Raw genomic sequence first — 17,563 nt, forward strand, 5'->3', positions numbered from 1 at the left:
CATGGCACGCCTTCCCCGCCTCACGCTGGCCGGCATGCCGCACCATGTGATCCAGCGCGGCAACAACCGCCAGCCGATCTTCGTGGACCGCGCCGACCACGAGAAGCTGCTCGCCCTGCTGGCCGAGAACGCGGCGCGCTTCGGCGTCGCGCTGCATGCCTACGTGCTGATGGACAACCACTTCCACCTGCTGGCCACGCCCGACAGCACCACCGGCCTGCCGCAGCTCATGCAGTCGGTGGGACGCAGCTACGTGCGCTACTTCAACGACCGCCACGGCCGCAGCGGCACGCTGTGGGAGGGACGCTACCGGTCGACGCTGATCCAGACCGACCGCTACCTGCTCACCTGCATGGCCTACATCGACCTCAACCCGGTGCGCGCGGGCATGGCCGCCGATGCGCGCGACTTCCCCTGGTCCAGCCATGGCCACTACGCCGGGCTGCGGCACGACCGGATGCTCACGCCGCATCCGTTGTACTGGGAACTCGGCAACACGCCGTTCGCGCGGGAGGCGGCCTATGTCGAGTTGGTGCGCAGCGGGGTGCGAACAGCCGATCAGGCGGCGCTGACCGAGGCCACCTTGCGCGGCTGGGCGGCGGGCGACGAGGATTTTCTGGACACATTGCAGAAGTCGACCGAGCGGCGCGTGGTCAAGGCCAAGGCCGGCCGGCCGCCTTCTAGCCCTCGTTCTTGAGATCAAATCCCGCCTGAGCCGTCACCAATGCTGGAGCTTCTGCTCCTCATTTTGATGTGTCCCCATTTAAATTCTGACAAGAAAACTCAAGATTTAATAAGAATCTGACCCCCATTAAAGTGTTTGGCATTCTTTGTGCATCGCAATATGCTCCCTTTCCCTGCGAAAAACTGAAGGAGCGCGCCCATGACGACGGCTGCCGAGATTCAACATCTCCAAGAACACGGTCTGTATTCCGGTGCCGACGAGCACGATGCCTGCGGCGTCGGCTTCGTTGCACACATCAAGGGCGAGAAAAGCCATGCCATCGTGCTGCAGGGCCTGAAGATCCTTGAAAACCTCGACCACCGCGGCGCCGTGGGCGCCGACAAGCTCATGGGGGACGGCGCGGGCATCCTGATCCAGCTGCCCGACCACCTGTACCGCGAAGAGATGGCCAGCCAGGGCGTCACGCTGCCCCCGCCGGGCGAATACGGCGTCGGCATGATCTTCCTGCCCAAGGAACATGCCTCCCGCGAAGCCTGCGAGCAGGAAATGGAACGCGCCATCAAGGCCGAAGGACAGGTGCTGCTCGGCTGGCGCGACGTGCCAGTCAACCGCGACATGCCCATGTCGCCCACCGTGCGCGCCAAGGAGCCGCTGCTGCGCCAGGTGTTCATCGGCCGCGGCAACGACGTGATCGTGCAGGACGCGCTGGAACGCAAGCTCTACGTGATCCGCAAGACCGCCAGCGCCAACATCCAGCGCCTGAAGCTCAAGCACAGCAAGGAGTACTACGTACCCAGCATGTCGAGCCGCACCGTGGTCTACAAGGGGCTGCTGCTGGCCGACCAGGTCGGCACCTACTTCATGGACCTGCAGGACAAGCGCTGCGTCTCGGCCCTGGGCCTGGTGCACCAGCGCTTCTCGACCAACACCTTCCCCGAGTGGCCGCTGGCCCACCCGTACCGTTACGTCGCCCACAACGGCGAAATCAACACGGTCAAGGGCAACTACAACTGGATGAAGGCGCGCGAAGGCGTGATGTCCTCGCCCGTGCTGGGTGCCGACCTGCAGAAGCTCTACCCGATCAGCTTCGCCGGCCAGTCCGACACCGCCACCTTCGACAACTGCCTCGAGCTGCTGACGATGGCCGGCTACCCCATCAGCCAGGCCGTGATGATGATGATTCCCGAGCCCTGGGAGCAGCACGCCACCATGGACCCGCGCCGCCGCGCGTTCTACGAGTACCACGCCGCCATGCTCGAGCCGTGGGACGGCCCGGCCTCCATCGTCTTCACCGACGGCCGCCAGATCGGCGCCACGCTCGACCGCAACGGCCTGCGCCCCTCGCGCTACTGCGTGACCGACGACGACCTGGTCATCATGGCCTCCGAATCGGGCGTGCTGCCCGTGCCCGAGCAGAAGATCGTGCGCAAGTGGCGCCTGCAGCCCGGAAAGATGTTCCTGATCGACCTGGAACAGGGCCGCATGATCGACGACGAGGAGGTCAAGTCCACCCTCGCCAACAGCAAGCCCTACAAGCAGTGGATCGAGAACCTGCGCATCAAGCTCGACAGCGTCAAGGCCGAGCCGTTCTCCGCGCCCCTGAGCCAGGTGGCGCTGCTCGACCGCCAGCAGGCCTTCGGCTACACCCAGGAAGACATCAAGTTCCTGATGAGCCCGATGGCGCAGGCCGGCGAGGAAGGCATCGGCTCCATGGGCAACGACAGCCCGCTGGCCGTGCTCTCCAGCAAGAACAAGCCGCTCTACAACTACTTCAAGCAGTTGTTCGCGCAAGTGACGAACCCGCCGATCGACCCGATCCGCGAAGCCATCGTGATGTCGCTGGTGTCCTTCATCGGCCCCAAGCCCAACCTGCTGGACATCAACCAGGTCAACCCGCCGATGCGGCTCGAGGTGAGTCAGCCGATCCTCGACTTCTCCGACATGGCGAAACTGCGCGACATCGGCAAGTACACGCAGGGCAAGTTCAAGAGCTACGTGCTCGACATCACCTACCCCCTGGCCTGGGGCGACGAAGGCGTCGAAGCCAAGCTGGCCTCGCTGTGCGCCGAAGCGGTGGACGCCATCAAGGGCGGCCACAACATCCTGATCGTGAGCGACCGCGGCGTGAGCCCCACGCAGGTGGCCATCCCCGCCGTGCTGGCGCTGTCGGCCGTGCACCAGTACCTGGTGCGTGAAGGCCTGCGCACCACCGCCGGCCTGGTGGTGGAAACCGGCTCGGCGCGCGAAGTGCATCACTTCGGCGTGCTGGCCGGCTACGGCGCGGAAGCCGTGCACCCGTACCTCGCCATGGAAACGCTGGCGGCCATGCATGCCGACCTGCCGGGCGACCTGAGCGCCGACAAGGCGGTCTACAACTACGTCAAGGCCATCGGCAAGGGCCTGTCGAAGATCATGTCGAAGATGGGTGTCAGCACCTACATGAGCTACTGCGGCGCGCAGCTGTTCGAGGCCATCGGCCTGAACACCGTCACCGTCAACAAGTACTTCACCGGCACCGCGAGCCGCGTGGAAGGCATCGGCGTCTTCGAGATCGCCGAGGAAGCCATCCGCATGCACAAGGCCGCGTTCAGCGACGACCCGGTGCTCGCCAGCATGCTGGACGCCGGCGGCGAGTACGCCTGGCGCGCACGCGGCGAAGAGCACATGTGGACGCCCGACGCCATCGCCAAGCTGCAGCACAGCACGCGCTCCAACAACTGGAACACGTACAAGGAATACGCCCAGCTCATCAACGACCAGAACCGCCGCCACCTCACGCTGCGCGGCCTGTTCGAGTTCAAGATCGACCCGGCCAAGGCCGTGCCGGTCGACGAGGTCGAGTCCGCCGCCGACATCGTCAAGCGCTTCGCCACGGGCGCCATGTCGCTCGGCTCGATCAGCACCGAAGCCCACGCCACGCTCGCCGTGGCCATGAACCGCATCGGCGGCAAGAGCAACACGGGCGAGGGCGGCGAAGACCCCGCGCGCTACCGCAACGAGCTCAAGGGCATTCCGATCAAGCAGGGCGACACGCTCAAGAGCGTGATCGGTGCGGCCAACGTCGAGGTCGACCTGCCGCTGAAGGACGGCGACTCGCTGCGTTCGCGCATCAAGCAGGTGGCCTCCGGCCGCTTCGGCGTCACCGCCGAGTACCTGCATTCGGCCGACCAGATCCAGATCAAGATGGCGCAGGGCGCCAAGCCGGGCGAGGGCGGCCAGCTGCCCGGCGGCAAGGTCACCGAGTACATCGGCAAGCAGCGCTATGCCGTGCCGGGCGTGGGCCTCATCTCGCCCCCGCCGCACCACGACATCTACTCGATCGAAGACCTGGCGCAGCTCATTCACGACCTCAAGAACACCGCGCCGCACGCCAGCATCAGCGTGAAGCTGGTGAGCGAAATCGGCGTCGGCACCATCGCCGCGGGCGTGGCCAAGTGCAAGAGCGACCACGTCGTGATCGCCGGCCATGACGGCGGCACGGGCGCCTCGCCCTGGTCGTCGATCAAGCATGCAGGCAGCCCGTGGGAAATCGGCCTGGCCGAGACGCAGCAGACGCTGGTGCTCAACCGCCTGCGCAGCCGCATCCGCGTGCAGGCCGACGGCCAGATGAAGACCGGCCGCGACGTCGCCATCGGCGCGCTGCTGGGTGCCGACGAGTTCGGCTTCGCGACCGCCCCGCTGGTGGTCGAGGGCTGCATCATGATGCGCAAGTGCCACCTGAACACCTGCCCGGTGGGCGTGGCCACGCAAGACCCGATCCTGCGCAAGAAGTTCTCGGGCAAGCCCGAGCACGTCGTCAACTACTTCTTCTTCGTGGCCGAAGAAGTGCGCCAGATCATGGCCCAGCTGGGCATCCGCAAGTTCGACGACCTGATCGGCCGCGCCGACCTGCTCGACATGCGCAAGGGCATCGAACACTGGAAGGCTTCGGGCCTCGATTTCAGCCGCTTGTTCGCGCTGCCCAACGTGCCGGCCGACGTGCCGCGCTTCCATGTCGAGAACCAGGAGCACGGCCTGGAGCGCGCGCTGGACGTCAAGCTCATCGAGAAGTCACGTCCCGCCATCGACAAGGGCGAGAAGGTGCAGTTCATCGAGGTGGTGCGCAACGTCAACCGCTCGGTGGGCGCCATGCTCTCGGGCGCGCTGACCAAGGTGCATCCGCAAGGCCTGCCCGACGACTCGATCCGCATCCAGCTCGAAGGCACGGGTGGCCAGTCGTTCGGCGCCTTCCTGGCACGCGGCATCACGCTGTACCTGATCGGCGACGCCAACGACTACACCGGCAAGGGCCTCTCCGGCGGCCGCGTGGTGGTTCGCCCCAGCCTGGACTTCCGCGGCGAAGCGGTGCGCAACACCATCGTGGGCAACACCGCGCTGTACGGCGCGACCACCGGCGAGGCCTACCTGTGCGGCGTGGCCGGCGAGCGTTTCGCGGTGCGTCTTTCGGGCGCCACGGCGGTCATCGAAGGCACGGGCGACCACGGTTGCGAATACATGACCGGCGGCACGGTGGCCGTGCTCGGCAAGACGGGTCGCAACTTCGCAGCCGGCATGAGCGGCGGCGTGGCCTTCGTCTACGACGAAGACGGCCAGTTCGCTACGCGTTGCAACCTCGCGATGGTGTCGCTCGACAAGGTGCTGACCTCGGCCGAGCAGACCGCCAGCGTGCATCGCAAGATCTGGCACGGCGGCGAGACCGACGAAGCGCAGCTCAAGAAGCTGCTCGAGGAGCACCACCGCTGGACCGGCAGCAAGCGCGCGCGCGAGCTGCTCGACAGCTGGGCCGTGTCGCGCACCAAGTTCGTGAAGGTGTTCCCGAACGAATACAAGCGCGCGCTGGCCGAGCTGCACGACCGCAAGGTCGAGCTGGCGAGCAGCGGCAACAACGCGCACGCCGGTCTCGAGCCGCATGCGCTGGTGGCGCCGTCCGCAACCGCCGCGGTCTGAGCGGCAACGAATACGAAGAACAGAGGAAAGCACGATGGGAAAGATCACCGGCTTCATGGAGCATGAGCGCATCGAAGAGGGCTACAAGCCCATCGACGAGCGCGTCAAGCACTACAAGGAATTCGTCGTCGGCCTGACGCCCGAGCAGGCCAAGGTGCAGGGCGCACGCTGCATGGACTGCGGCACGCCGTTCTGCAACAGCGGTTGCCCGGTCAACAACATCATTCCGGACTTCAACGACCTCGTGTACCGCGACGACTGGCAGAACGCCTTCGCGGTGCTCGACTCGACCAACAACTTCCCCGAGTTCACCGGCCGCATCTGCCCCGCACCCTGCGAAGCAGCCTGCGTGCTCAACGTGAACGACGACGCGATCGGCATCAAGTCGATCGAGCACGCCATCATCGACCGCGCCTGGGACGAAGGCTGGGTGGCGCCGCGCGCCGCCAAGCACAAGACCGGCAAGAAGGTGGCCGTCGTGGGTTCGGGCCCGGCCGGCATGGCGGCTGCGCAGCAGTTGGCACGCGTGGGCCACGACGTGACGCTGTTCGAGAAGAACGACCGCATCGGCGGCCTGCTGCGCTATGGCATCCCCGACTTCAAGATGGAGAAGACCCACATCGACCGCCGTGTCGAGCAGATGAAGGCCGAGGGCGTGACCTTCCGCACCGGCGTGATGGTCGGCGCCGCGAAGGACCCGCTGGGCAAGGGCTCCAAGGTGACCAACCTCGCCAAGGAAACCGTCACGCCCGAACAACTGCAGAAAGAATTCGACGCGGTGGTGCTCACCGGCGGCGCCGAGCAGTCGCGCGACCTGCCGGTGCCCGGCCGCGACCTCGACGGCATTCACTACGCCATGGAGTTCCTGCCGCAGCAGAACCGCGTCAACGCGGGCGACAAGGTCAAGGGCCAGTTGCGCGCCGACGGCAAGCACGTGATCGTGATCGGCGGCGGCGACACCGGCTCCGACTGCGTGGGTACAAGCAACCGCCACGGCGCGGCGAGCGTCACGCAATTCGAGCTGATGCCGCAGCCGCCTGAGGAAGAGAACCGCCCCTTGACCTGGCCGTACTGGCCGATCAAGCTGCGCACCAGCTCCAGCCACGAAGAGGGCTGCGAGCGGGAGTTCGCCATCTCCACCAAGGAATTCATCGGCGAAAAGGGCAAGGTCACCGGCCTGAAGACCGTTCGCGTCGAATGGAAGGACGGCAAGATGCAGGAAGTGGCCGGCAGCGAGCAGGTGCTGAAGGCCGACCTGGTGTTGCTCGCAATGGGCTTCATCAGTCCCGTGGCCACCGTGCTGGACGCTTTCGGTGTCGAGAAGGACGCGCGCGGCAACGCCCGCGCGACGGTCGACTTTATCGGCGGCTATGCCACCAACGTGCCGAAGGTGTTTGCCGCGGGCGATATCCGCCGTGGCCAGTCGCTGGTGGTGTGGGCCATTCGCGAAGGCCGTCAAGCGGCACGGTCGGTCGATGAATTTCTGATGGGATTCAGCGACTTGCCGCGATGAATTTTGTTTCAATTTAGCGGGGCCGGTCGCGGCCCCGTTATCATCCGCGTGAAACCGCATGCCGGGATGCTTTAAAAAGCGCCCGGCTTTTTTATTGAGATGGACCCAGCCGCACCGCAACATCCCTTCGTAGAGTTCCGCAACGTCACGTTCGGCTACGGCGCGCGCGCCATTCTCGACGGCGTGTCCTTCACCGTGCCGCGCGGCAAGGTGACGGCCCTGATGGGCGCATCGGGCGGCGGCAAGACCACGGTCCTGCGCCTGATCGGCGGACAACAGAAGGCACAGCGCGGCGAGGTTCTTTTCGATGGTCAGGACGTCGTCAGGTTCGACGCCTCGGCGCTCTACGCGGCGCGGCGCCGCATGGGCATGCTGTTCCAGTTCGGCGCCTTGTTCACTGACATGAGCGTGTTCGACAACGTGGCGTTTCCGCTGCGCGAGCACACGCAGTTGTCCGAAGCGCTGGTGCGCGACATCGTGCTCATGAAGCTCGACGCCGTCGGCCTGCGCGGCGCGCGCGACCTGATGCCCAGCGAGGTGTCGGGCGGCATGGCACGGCGCGTGGCGCTGGCGCGCGCAATTGCGCTCGACCCCGACCTCGTGATGTACGACGAACCCTTCGCCGGACTCGACCCCATTTCGCTTGGCACCGCGGCGCGGCTGATTCGCCAGCTCAACGACACGCTCGGCCTCACCAGCATCATCGTGTCGCACGACCTGGAAGAAACCTTCCGCATCGCCGACCACGTGATCATCCTGGCCAACGGCGGCATCGCCGCGCAGGGCGCGCCCGACGACGTGCGCAACAGCGTCGATCCATTGGTCCATCAGTTCGTGAACGCATTGCCTGACGGGCCCGTGCGGTTTCATTACCCGGGCGTTAGCATCGAAGACGACTTCGGCAATGTCGAAGGAGGGCGGTCATGAGCTGGTGGAAGCCCGCCGACATCGGCTTCGGCGTGCGCAGCCGTCTCGCGAATCTCGGGTATGGCGCGAAGCTCTTCTTGCGCCTGCTCGGGCCGGGCGCGCAGATCATGCGCCGCTTCAGCCTCGTGCGCGACCAGATCCACTTCCTGGGCAACTACTCGCTCGCCATCATCGGCGTGTCGGGGTTGTTCGTGGGCTTCGTGCTGGGCCTGCAGATGTACTACGCGCTGCAGCGCTATGGCTCTGCCGAAGCACTCGGCCTGCTGGTCACGCTGAGCCTGGTGCGCGAGCTCGGGCCGGTCGTGGCGGCGTTGCTGTTCACCGGGCGCGCGGGCACGTCGCTCACTGCGGAAATCGGCCTCATGAAGGCCGACGAGCAACTGAGCGCCATGGAAATGATGGCCGTCGACCCGGTGCAGCGCATCCTCGCGCCGCGCTTCTGGGCCGGCGTCATCACCATGCCGTTGCTGGCCGCCGTGTTCAGCGCGGTCGGCATCATGGGCGGCTATGTGGTGGGCGTGCTGATGCTGGGGGTGGACCCGGGCGCGTTCTGGGGGCAGATGCAGGGCGGCGTCGATGTGTGGCGCGACGTCGGCAACGGCGTCATCAAGAGCATCGTCTTCGGTTTCACCGTGACCTTCATCGCGCTGCTGCAGGGGTATGAAGCCCAGCCGACGCCCGAAGGCGTGTCGCGCGCGACCACGCGCACGGTGGTGACGGCATCGCTGGCGGTGCTGGGGCTGGACTTCCTCCTGACCGCCATGATGTTCAGCATATGAACGAGTACACCCCCAGGCTGGCCCACTTCGTGTGGCCTCCAACCCCCTTGCAGGGGGCAACACCAGCAGCCCGGCAAAGCCGGTGTGCGGTGTTTCCCGAATGAGTCAATCCGTAGGAATCTAGGAAGAGTCGATATGCAACGTTCCAACAATGACATCTGGGTCGGCCTGTTCGTGCTGATCGGCGCCGCCGCATTGCTGTTTCTCGCGCTGCAGTCGGCCAACCTGCTGAGCCTGAACTTCCAGAAGACCTATTCGGTGACCGCGCGCTTCGACAACATCGGTGGGCTCAAGCCGCAGACGGCGATTCGCAGCGCGGGCGTGGTGGTCGGCCGTGTGGAGTCCATATCCTTCAACGACAAGACCTTTCAGGCCGACGTCACACTGGCTTTGCAAAACCGTTACAGTTTTCCCAAGGACAGTTCGCTCAAGATCCTGACCAGTGGCCTGCTTGGCGAGCAGTACATCGGGATCGAGGCGGGCGCCGAGGAGAAGAACCTGCAGGCCGGCGACACCATCACAGCCACGCAATCCGCGGTGGTGCTGGAAAACCTGATCAGCCAGTTCCTCTACAGCAAGGCCGCCGATGGGAGCTCCAACTCCGGCACGGCGCAGGGCACCCCCAATAAAAAATGAAAACACGATCCTTTTTGCATGTCGTCTCGACTGCCATGAACAAAACAGCCAAATACGCGCGCTGGACCAGCGCGGCCGCGGTCTTCGCACTCGTGGCCGGTTGCGCCACCGGTCCCAATGCCAATCCGGCTGATCCTTTCGAGCCGTTCAACCGCGGCGTGTTCACGTTCAACGACAAGCTCGACCAGGCGGTGCTCGTGCCGGTGTCCACGGTCTACGTCAACGTGCTGCCTTCGATGGTGCGTACCGGGGTGAACAACTTCTTCGGCAACCTCGGCGACGTCTGGAGTTTTGCCAACAGCGTGGCCCAGCTCAAGCTGCAGAACAGCGCGGAGACCTTCATGCGGGTCAACGTCAACACCTTCTTCGGTCTCGGCGGTCTGCTCGACGTGGCCACCGAAGCCGGCATCGACCGCCACGACGAAGACTTCGGCCAGACGCTCGGTCGCTGGGGTGTGGGCGCAGGCCCGTACATCGTGCTGCCGGTGCTCGGCCCCTCGACCCTTCGCGACACGGTCGCCAAGCCGGTCGACTTCTACGGTGACCCGCTCAATGCCATGAACGACGTGGCGTGGCGCAATTCGCTGACCGTTCTGCACGCGGTCGACACGCGCTCGCAGTACCTGCGCGCCGGCCGCCTGATCGACGACGCCGCGCTCGACAAGTATTCGTTCACGCGCGACGCCTTCCTGCAACGCCGGCTCAGCCTGGTCCACGACGGCAAGGGCCCCGACGAAGACGCAGGCAAGTAGCCAGCCAGGCGCGGCCGGCGCAGGTGGCTCGCTTGCATTCCGTTGCAAGGCTTCACCTGCGCGACAGGAACCCGGTAGGCCTGGGGCCTGTCGAACCCGTTCTATCGTGACACGCCGTTCTGGTGCGTGTTGCGCGAAATCCGAAACCTGAGGGACCTCTCCATGAACAACAAGATGATCCTGCAACGACGCGGCTTCGGCCACCTGGTGCTCGCCGGCGCGATGCTGTTCAGCGTCGCCGCCACCTTCGTGAGCCCCGCACGCGCTGCCGACGAAACCCCGGATGCGCTGGTCAAGCGAATCTCGACCGATGTGCTCGACACCATCAAGTCGGACAAGTCCATCAAGTCGGGCGACGTCAACAAGATCATGCTGCTGGTCGACAGCAAGATCATGCCCAACGTGAATTTCCAGCGCATGACGTCCTCGGCCGTCGGCCCGGCCTGGCGCACGGCCACGCCGGAGCAGCAAAAGCGCCTGCAGGAAGAGTTCAAGACCTTGCTGGTGCGCACCTATGCGGGCGCGCTCGACCAGGTCAGCGACCAGACCGTCACCGTGCGTCCGTTCCGCGGCTCGCCCGACGATACCGACGTGCTGGTGCGCACCGAGGTCAAGGGCCGCGGCGACCCGGTCCAGCTGGACTACCGCCTCGAGAAGACCCCCGGCCAGGGCGCCGGATGGAAGGTCTACAACCTCAATGTGCTGGGCGTCTGGCTGGTCGACACCTACCGCACCCAGTTTTCGCAGGAAATCAACAAGAGCGGCATCGATGGCCTGATTGCGGCGCTCGCGGCGCGCAACAAGGGCAACAGCAAGGGCTGATCGATGCTGGTCCTGCCCACTCGCCTGACCCATGACGAGGCCCCCGCCTGCATGCGCATGCTGCAGCAGGGGCTGAAGGGCCAGGTCGATTCGTCGTCCACCGTGGTGGACGCCACCGCGCTGGCCCAGTTCGACTCGTCGGCGCTGGCGGTGCTGCTCGAATGCCGGCGCGAATCCAGCGCGCTGGGTCGCGGCTTCTCGGTGAAGGGCCTGTCGCCCCGGCTGCGCGAGCTGGCGGCGCTGTATGGTGTTGCGGGCCTTTTGCCCGCCGTGCCCTGAAAAAAGTAACAGCCCCGTAAAATCGCGGGTTCCCATGCCCGCGATCTCATTCCAATCGGTCTCCAAGACCTACCCTCCCTCCAGACAACAAAAAGCCCAAGGCAAGCAAGGGCTGAAAGCGGTCGACGAGGTCACATTCCAGATCGAGCCGGGCGAATTCTTCGGCCTGCTCGGGCCCAACGGGGCGGGCAAGACCACCCTGATCAGCATGCTCGCGGGCCTGTCGCGCCCCACGGCCGGCGCCATCAGCGTGCACGGCTTCGATGTCCAGCGCGACTTCGCCGAGGCGCGCCGCCAGCTCGGCATCGTGCCGCAGGAGCTGGTGTTCGACCCCTTCTTCAACGTGCGCGAGTCGCTGCGCATCCAGTCGGGCTACTTCGGCATCAAGAACAACGAAGCCTGGATCGACGAGCTGCTGCAAAGCCTGGGCCTCGCAGACAAGGCGACGGCCAACATGCGCCAGCTATCGGGCGGCATGAAGCGCCGGGTGCTGGTGGCGCAGGCGCTGGTGCACAAGCCGCCGGTGATCGTGCTGGACGAGCCCACGGCCGGCGTGGACGTCGAGCTGCGCCAGACGCTCTGGCAGTTCGTCGCCAGGCTCAACAAGCAGGGCAGCACCGTGCTGCTGACCACCCACTATCTCGAAGAGGCGGAGGCGCTGTGCAACCGCATCGCAATGCTCAAGCAGGGCCGCGTGATCGCGCTCGACCGCACCAGCGAGCTGCTGAAGTCGGCCGCGAGCAACGTGCTGCGCTTCAAGACCGACGCCATGCTGCCCTGGGCCATTGCCCAGCATGCGCGCATCACCGGGCGCATCGTGCAGCTGCCCGCGCAGAACGCCCATGAAGTCGAACAACTGCTGGCCGCGATCCGCGAAGCCGGCGTCGCGGTGGAAGACGTGGAAATGCGCAAGGCCGACCTGGAAGACGTGTTCATCGACCTGATGGCGGGCGAGCAGACACCGCTGGAGGTCGCGCGATGATGGCCGTAACTGGGTGGCGCGCGCTGCTCTATAAGGAGACGCTGCGCTTCTGGAAGGTCGGTTTCCAGACCGTCGGCGCGCCGGTGCTCACCGCGCTGCTGTACCTCATGGTGTTCGGCCACGTGCTCGAAGGCCGCGTCACGGTCTACGGCACCGTGCCCTACACCGCGTTTCTGGTGCCCGGCCTGGTGATGATGAGCGTGTTGCAGAACGCGTTCGCCAACAGCTCGTCGTCGATCATCCAGAGCAAGATCATGGGCAACCTGGTGTTCGTGCTGCTCACGCCGCTGTCGCACTGGGGCTGGTTCTTCGCGTATGTGGGCTCGTCGATCATTCGCGGGCTGGCCGTGGGGCTTGGCGTGTTCCTGGTCACCATGTTCTTTGCCATGCCCAGCTTCGTGGCGCCGCTCTGGATCATCGTGTTCGCGTTCCTGGGCGCCGCCATGCTGGGCACATTGGGCCTCATCGCCGGCCTCTGGGCCGAGAAGTTCGACCAGATGGCCGTGTTCCAGAACTTCCTGATCATGCCCATGACCTTCCTGTCGGGCGTGTTCTATTCGATCGGTTCGCTGCCGCCTTTCTGGCAGAAGGTGAGCCACCTGAACCCGTTCTTCTACATGATCGACGGCTTCCGCTACGGCTTCTTCGGCGTGAGCGACGCCTCGCCCTGGCTGAGCCTGGGCATCGTCGGCACCGCCTGGCTGGTGGTGAGCGCCATTGCCGTCCACCTCCTGCGCATCGGTTACAAGATCCGCAGCTGAACGTTTTTCCACACCCTATGACCGCCGAACAACTCCAGGCCCTGATCCAGTCCCATCTTCCGTGCGAGCACATCACGCTCGAGGGGGACGGCCGGCATTGGTACGCCACCATCGTCTCGGCCGAGTTCGAGGGCAAGCGCGCCATTCAGCGCCATCAGCGGGTCTACGCCACCCTCGGTGCGAAAATGCACACCGACGAGGTGCATGCGCTTTCGATGAAGACCTACACGCCGGCTGAATGGGCCGCAGTGGAAAAATAACGTTCCGGCCCCGCGGGGCCCTGATTTCGCTGGAATTTCGATGGACAAACTTCTGATTCGCGGCGGGCGAGAGCTCCGCGGCGAAGTACTCATTTCCGGCGCCAAGAACGCCGCGCTGCCCGAGCTGTGCGCGGCGTTGCTGACCGATCAGCCCGTGACGCTGCACAACGTGCCGCGCCTGCAGGACGTGTCGACCATGCTCAAGCTCGTGCGCAACATGGGCGTGACAGCCGAGCGCGACGACAACGGCACCGTGCAACTCAACGCAGGCGACCTGGGCAACCCCGAGGCGCCCTACGAACTGGTCAAGACCATGCGCGCCTCCGTGCTGGCGCTGGGCCCGCTGCTGGCGCGCTTCGGCCATGCCAAGGTGTCGCTGCCCGGCGGCTGCGCGATCGGCTCGCGGCCGGTCGACCAGCACATCAAGGGCCTGCAGGCCATGGGCGCGGAAATCGTGGTCGACCACGGCTACATGCTCGCGCGGCTGCCCGAGGGCCGCACCCGCCTGAAGGGTGCGCGCATCCTGACCGATATGGTCACCGTCACCGGCACCGAGAACTTCCTGATGGCGGCCGCGCTGGCCGAGGGCGAAACCCTGCTCGAGAACGCCGCGCAGGAGCCCGAGATCGTCGACCTGGCCGAGATGCTGATCCGCATGGGCGCGAAGATCGAAGGCCACGGCACCAGCCACATCCGCATCCAGGGCGTGGAAAAGCTGCATGGCTGCGAGCACGCCGTGGTGGCCGACCGCATCGAGGCCGGCACCTTCCTGTGCGCCGTCGCGGCCACGGGCGGCGAGGCCTTCCTGCGCCATGCGCGCGGCGACCACATGGACGCCGTGATCGACAAGCTGCGCGATGCGGGCTGCACCGTCGCCTGCGAAAAGGACGGCGTGCGCATCGCCTCCAAGGGCCCGGCGCACCAGACCCTGAAGGCGCAGAGCTTCAGCACCACCGAATACCCGGGCTTTCCGACCGACATGCAGGCCCAGTTCATGGCCCTGAACGTCATTGCGCGCGGCGCCTCGATGGTCACCGAGACCATCTTCGAGAACCGCTTCATGCACGTGAACGAGATGGTGCGCCTGGGCGCGCGCATCCACGTGGAGGGCAAGGTGGCGATGGTCGAGGGCGTGCAGCAGCTCTCCGGCGCCACCGTGATGGCCACCGACCTGCGCGCGTCCGCCAGCCTCGTCATCGCCGGCCTCGTGGCCGAGGGCGAGACGCTGGTCGACCGCATCTACCACCTGGACCGGGGCTACGACCGCATGGAAGCCAAGCTGCGCGGGCTGGGCGCCGACATCGAACGCGTGACAGGAGCCGCCGCATGATCACCCTGGCTCTTTCCAAAGGCCGCATCTTCGAAGAGACGATGCCCCTGCTGGCCGCCGCCGGCATCGAGGTCACGGAAGACCCCGAGAAATCGCGCAAGCTCATTCTCGACACCACCCGCCCCGACGTGCGCGTGGTGCTGGTGCGCGCCTCCGACGTGCCCACCTATGTGCAGTACGGCGGCGCCGACCTCGGCGTGACGGGTTCCGACGTGCTGCTCGAGCATGGCAACCAGGGCCTGTACCAGCCGCTGGACCTGCGCATCGCGGCCTGCCGCCTGAGCGTGGCCGTGCGCAATGACTACGACTACGCCTCGGCCGTGAAGCAGGGCTCGCGCCTGCGCGTGGCGACCAAGTACGTGGGCCTGGCGCGCGACTTCTTCGCCAGCAAGGGCGTGCACGTCGACCTGATCAAGCTCTACGGCAGCATGGAGCTGGCGCCGCTCACGGGCCTGGCCGACGCCATCGTCGACCTGGTCTCGACCGGCAACACGCTCAAGGCCAACCACCTCGTCGAGGTGGAGCGCATCATGGACATCAGCGCGCGCCTGGTGGTGAACCAGGCAGCGCTCAAGCTCAAGCGCGAGCCCATCCGCCGCATCATCGACGCGTTCGCGTCCGCCATTCCCTCCGTCTGACTTCCGCCTGAACCTCATGACTCTGAAAGCAGCCCCCGCCCGACTCTCCACGACTTCAGCCAGCTTCGATGCTGAATTCAAGGCGCGGCTGCATTGGTCCGCGGACGCGGACGCGGCCATCGAGAAGGTGGTGGCGGACATCCTGGCCGACGTGCAAAAGCGCGGCGACGAGGCGGTGCTGGAGTACACACGCCGCTTCGACGGGCTCGGCGCCACAGCCGTGTCGGAACTCGAACTGACGCAGGCCGATTTCAAGGAGGCCTTCGATTCGCTGCCTGAAGACCAGCGCGCTGCGCTGCAAGCCGCGGCCGACCGTGTGCGCAGCTATCACGAGGCGCAGAAGAAGGCCAGTGGCGAAAGCTGGAGCTACCGTGACGCGGACGGCACGCTGCTCGGCCAGAAAGTCACGCCGCTGGACCGTGTGGGCATCTACGTGCCAGGCGGCAAGGCGGCCTATCCGTCCAGCTTGCTGATGAACGCGATCCCGGCGCATGTGGCCGGCGTTGGTGAAATCATCATGGTCGTGCCGACGCCTGCGAAGGGCAGCGTTGCGACGGGCGGCGCCGGTGGCCAATCGTCGACGAAGGGCGAACGCAACGTGCTCGTGCTGGCCGCCGCCTATGTGGCGGGCGTCACCCGTGCCTTCACCATCGGCGGCGCGCAAGCCGTGGCAGCCCTGGCGTACGGCACCGCCACCATCCCCGCCGTCGACAAGATCACCGGCCCCGGCAACGCCTACGTGGCGGCCGCCAAGCGCCGCGTGTTCGGCACCGTGGGCATCGACATGATCGCGGGGCCTAGCGAAATCCTGGTGCTGGCCGACGGCAGCACGCCGCCTGACTGGGTGGCCATGGACCTGTTCAGCCAGGCCGAGCACGACGAGCTGGCCCAGAGCATCCTGCTGTGCCCCGACGCCGCCTACATCGAGCGCGTGCAGGCCGAGATCGACCGCCTGCTGCCCACCATGCCGCGCGCGGAAATCATCGCCGCCTCGCTCAACGGCCGCGGCGCGCTGATCCACACGAAGAGCATGGAAGAGGCCTGCGAGATCAGCAACCGCATCGCCCCCGAACACCTGGAAGTGAGCAGCAGCGAACCCAACCGGTGGGAGCCGCTGCTGCGCCACGCCGGCGCGATCTTCCTGGGTGCCTTCACCAGCGAGAGCCTGGGCGACTACTGCGCCGGCCCGAACCACGTGCTGCCCACCAGCGGCACGGCGCGCTTTTCGAGCCCGCTGGGCGTGTACGACTTCCAGAAGCGCTCCAGCCTGATCGAGGTCAGCGAGACCGGCGCCCAGGTGTTGGGCCCCATCGCCGTCACGCTCGCCGAAGGTGAGGGCCTGCAGGCGCACGCCGAAGCCGCCCGCATGCGGCTGCGTAAGATCTGAGCCCCCATGACAAGCCTCCGGGAGGAGCAAGCAAGATGATTGACCGTCTCTGTCGTTCGCGTCTGTTCAGATTCGCCGCGGGGCTCGTCGCGGGCGCCGCCTTGCTGGCTGCGTGCAGCCAGATGCCGCGGCAAGTGATCAGCGACTCGCCGGCCACCAACGCAACACCCAGCGCTGCACCTGCGCCGCAGCTCGGCACGCAGTGGGGCGAGGGCCGCGAGTCGAAGACGCAGGCGGTCGTCACCAGGCGCCTGTCCGCCCAGCCGGACGACGTGGCTTCGCTCGGCTACAACGAAGCATCGGCCGTGCGCCGCGCGGTGGGCAACAACCCGGAACGCCGACTGAGCCTGATGCTGGCCGACGGCGACATCGAATGGTCGGTGCTCGACGAAGACGGCCAGCCCCTGCCGCTGCAGCGCGCGCGACGTGGCGCAGGCGCAGAAGACATGTTCCGCCTGGCCGGCGTCCAGGGCTCGCGCTACACCTTGCGCTTTCGCAACCTCGGCGAGCGCAGCTACGAGGTCATCGCCACGGTCGACGGGCTCGACGTGCTGAACGGCAAGCCCGGCAGCCTGCGCAACGGCGGCTACGTGCTGCGCCCGTTGCAGGCCTTGACCATCGAGGGTTTCCGCAAGAGCCAGAACGAAGTCGCAGCCTTCCGCTTTGCCGCGCCGGGCCGTGCCTATGCCGCGAACACCGACGCCGGCGACGTGCGCAACATCGGCGTGATCGGCGCCGCGCTGTTCGAGCTCGAAGAAAAAGACGCTCCCCGCCGCCAGCGCCGTGACGCCACGCCGTCGCAGCCCAGCGCCTTTCCGGCCGACGGCGCCTATGCGCCGGCGCCGCGCTACCGCAAATGATGCCG

At 66.2% G+C, this 17,563-nt stretch carries 16 protein-coding genes; all 16 read left to right on the forward strand.

All coding sequences use genetic code 11. From position 1 onward, the window contains the following. The first annotated feature begins 1 nt into the window (after position 1). The 16 genes from ACSFBM_RS01350 (at position 2) to ACSFBM_RS01425 (ending at position 17,558) form a co-directional block, all read left to right on the forward strand. Positions 2 to 697 carry a transposase gene (locus tag ACSFBM_RS01350; protein WP_435482790.1) on the forward strand — a complete coding sequence of 232 codons (696 nt, stop codon included), beginning with the start codon at positions 2 to 4 and terminating at the stop codon, positions 695 to 697. Positions 698 to 883: 186 nt separating this feature from the next. Beyond that, a complete protein-coding gene (locus tag ACSFBM_RS01355) occupies positions 884 to 5,632 on the forward strand; it encodes a glutamate synthase-related protein (RefSeq protein ID WP_435482791.1) in 4,749 nt (1,582 codons plus the stop codon). Between the two features lie 34 nt (positions 5,633 to 5,666). Continuing rightward, entirely contained in the window at positions 5,667 to 7,145 is a 1,479-nt protein-coding gene (locus tag ACSFBM_RS01360) for a glutamate synthase subunit beta (RefSeq protein ID WP_435482792.1), read from the forward strand. Between the two features lie 99 nt (positions 7,146 to 7,244). Then, positions 7,245 to 8,072 carry an ABC transporter ATP-binding protein gene (locus ACSFBM_RS01365; RefSeq protein WP_435482793.1) on the forward strand — a complete coding sequence of 276 codons (828 nt, stop codon included), beginning with the start codon at positions 7,245 to 7,247 and terminating at the stop codon, positions 8,070 to 8,072. After that, a complete protein-coding gene (gene mlaE / locus ACSFBM_RS01370) occupies positions 8,069 to 8,851 on the forward strand; it encodes a lipid asymmetry maintenance ABC transporter permease subunit MlaE (protein ID WP_435482794.1) in 783 nt (260 codons plus the stop codon). The genes ACSFBM_RS01365 and mlaE overlap by 4 nt, the downstream gene beginning before the upstream one ends. A gap of 135 nt (positions 8,852 to 8,986) precedes the next feature. Then, positions 8,987 to 9,487, forward strand: coding sequence for an outer membrane lipid asymmetry maintenance protein MlaD (gene mlaD, locus ACSFBM_RS01375; RefSeq protein ID WP_435441384.1), 501 nt, complete (start codon positions 8,987 to 8,989; stop codon positions 9,485 to 9,487). A gap of 35 nt (positions 9,488 to 9,522) precedes the next feature. Then, a complete protein-coding gene (locus ACSFBM_RS01380; RefSeq protein WP_435482795.1) occupies positions 9,523 to 10,239 on the forward strand; it encodes an MlaA family lipoprotein in 717 nt (238 codons plus the stop codon). Between the two features lie 162 nt (positions 10,240 to 10,401). Continuing rightward, positions 10,402 to 11,061: an MlaC/ttg2D family ABC transporter substrate-binding protein gene (locus ACSFBM_RS01385; RefSeq protein ID WP_435482796.1), complete on the forward strand. Its 660-nt coding sequence runs from the start codon at positions 10,402 to 10,404 to the stop codon at positions 11,059 to 11,061. A 3-nt stretch (positions 11,062 to 11,064) separates the two neighbouring features. After that, positions 11,065 to 11,340 (forward strand): STAS domain-containing protein, encoded by a 276-nt coding sequence (locus ACSFBM_RS01390; protein ID WP_435482797.1) that lies wholly within the window; start codon positions 11,065 to 11,067, stop codon positions 11,338 to 11,340. A gap of 34 nt (positions 11,341 to 11,374) precedes the next feature. Beyond that, entirely contained in the window at positions 11,375 to 12,322 is a 948-nt protein-coding gene (locus ACSFBM_RS01395) for an ABC transporter ATP-binding protein (protein WP_435482798.1), read from the forward strand. Next, a complete protein-coding gene (locus ACSFBM_RS01400; protein ID WP_435482799.1) occupies positions 12,319 to 13,083 on the forward strand; it encodes an ABC transporter permease in 765 nt (254 codons plus the stop codon). Before ACSFBM_RS01395 ends, ACSFBM_RS01400 begins: the two co-directional genes overlap by 4 nt. Positions 13,084 to 13,100: 17 nt before the next feature. Beyond that, positions 13,101 to 13,343, forward strand: coding sequence for a BolA family protein (locus tag ACSFBM_RS01405; protein ID WP_007835251.1), 243 nt, complete (start codon positions 13,101 to 13,103; stop codon positions 13,341 to 13,343). Between the two features lie 40 nt (positions 13,344 to 13,383). Beyond that, entirely contained in the window at positions 13,384 to 14,673 is a 1,290-nt protein-coding gene (murA, locus tag ACSFBM_RS01410; protein WP_435482800.1) for a UDP-N-acetylglucosamine 1-carboxyvinyltransferase, read from the forward strand. Continuing rightward, positions 14,670 to 15,311 carry an ATP phosphoribosyltransferase gene (gene hisG / locus ACSFBM_RS01415; RefSeq protein WP_435441378.1) on the forward strand — a complete coding sequence of 214 codons (642 nt, stop codon included), beginning with the start codon at positions 14,670 to 14,672 and terminating at the stop codon, positions 15,309 to 15,311. The genes murA and hisG overlap by 4 nt, the downstream gene beginning before the upstream one ends. Positions 15,312 to 15,327: 16 nt before the next feature. Beyond that, positions 15,328 to 16,698: a histidinol dehydrogenase gene (hisD, locus tag ACSFBM_RS01420; protein WP_435482801.1), complete on the forward strand. Its 1,371-nt coding sequence runs from the start codon at positions 15,328 to 15,330 to the stop codon at positions 16,696 to 16,698. Positions 16,699 to 16,733: 35 nt separating this feature from the next. Continuing rightward, positions 16,734 to 17,558 (forward strand): hypothetical protein, encoded by an 825-nt coding sequence (locus tag ACSFBM_RS01425; RefSeq protein WP_435482802.1) that lies wholly within the window; start codon positions 16,734 to 16,736, stop codon positions 17,556 to 17,558. Positions 17,559 to 17,563 lie beyond the last annotated feature (5 nt).

Source organism: Variovorax pasteuri, assembly GCF_051216435.1.
In the GTDB taxonomy this organism is placed as follows: Bacteria; Pseudomonadota; Gammaproteobacteria; order Burkholderiales; family Burkholderiaceae_C; genus Variovorax.

Coding starts and splice junctions, on each gene's coding strand:
- ACSFBM_RS01350 (WP_435482790.1), top strand. CDS start 2: ATGGCACGCCTTCCCCGCCTCACGCTGGCCGGCATGCCGCACCATGTG.
- ACSFBM_RS01355 (WP_435482791.1), top strand. CDS start 884: ATGACGACGGCTGCCGAGATTCAACATCTCCAAGAACACGGTCTGTAT.
- ACSFBM_RS01360 (WP_435482792.1), top strand. CDS start 5,667: ATGGGAAAGATCACCGGCTTCATGGAGCATGAGCGCATCGAAGAGGGC.
- ACSFBM_RS01365 (WP_435482793.1), top strand. CDS start 7,245: ATGGACCCAGCCGCACCGCAACATCCCTTCGTAGAGTTCCGCAACGTC.
- mlaE (WP_435482794.1), top strand. CDS start 8,069: ATGAGCTGGTGGAAGCCCGCCGACATCGGCTTCGGCGTGCGCAGCCGT.
- mlaD (WP_435441384.1), top strand. CDS start 8,987: ATGCAACGTTCCAACAATGACATCTGGGTCGGCCTGTTCGTGCTGATC.
- ACSFBM_RS01380 (WP_435482795.1), top strand. CDS start 9,523: ATGAACAAAACAGCCAAATACGCGCGCTGGACCAGCGCGGCCGCGGTC.
- ACSFBM_RS01385 (WP_435482796.1), top strand. CDS start 10,402: ATGAACAACAAGATGATCCTGCAACGACGCGGCTTCGGCCACCTGGTG.
- ACSFBM_RS01390 (WP_435482797.1), top strand. CDS start 11,065: ATGCTGGTCCTGCCCACTCGCCTGACCCATGACGAGGCCCCCGCCTGC.
- ACSFBM_RS01395 (WP_435482798.1), top strand. CDS start 11,375: ATGCCCGCGATCTCATTCCAATCGGTCTCCAAGACCTACCCTCCCTCC.
- ACSFBM_RS01400 (WP_435482799.1), top strand. CDS start 12,319: ATGATGGCCGTAACTGGGTGGCGCGCGCTGCTCTATAAGGAGACGCTG.
- ACSFBM_RS01405 (WP_007835251.1), top strand. CDS start 13,101: ATGACCGCCGAACAACTCCAGGCCCTGATCCAGTCCCATCTTCCGTGC.
- murA (WP_435482800.1), top strand. CDS start 13,384: ATGGACAAACTTCTGATTCGCGGCGGGCGAGAGCTCCGCGGCGAAGTA.
- hisG (WP_435441378.1), top strand. CDS start 14,670: ATGATCACCCTGGCTCTTTCCAAAGGCCGCATCTTCGAAGAGACGATG.
- hisD (WP_435482801.1), top strand. CDS start 15,328: ATGACTCTGAAAGCAGCCCCCGCCCGACTCTCCACGACTTCAGCCAGC.
- ACSFBM_RS01425 (WP_435482802.1), top strand. CDS start 16,734: ATGATTGACCGTCTCTGTCGTTCGCGTCTGTTCAGATTCGCCGCGGGG.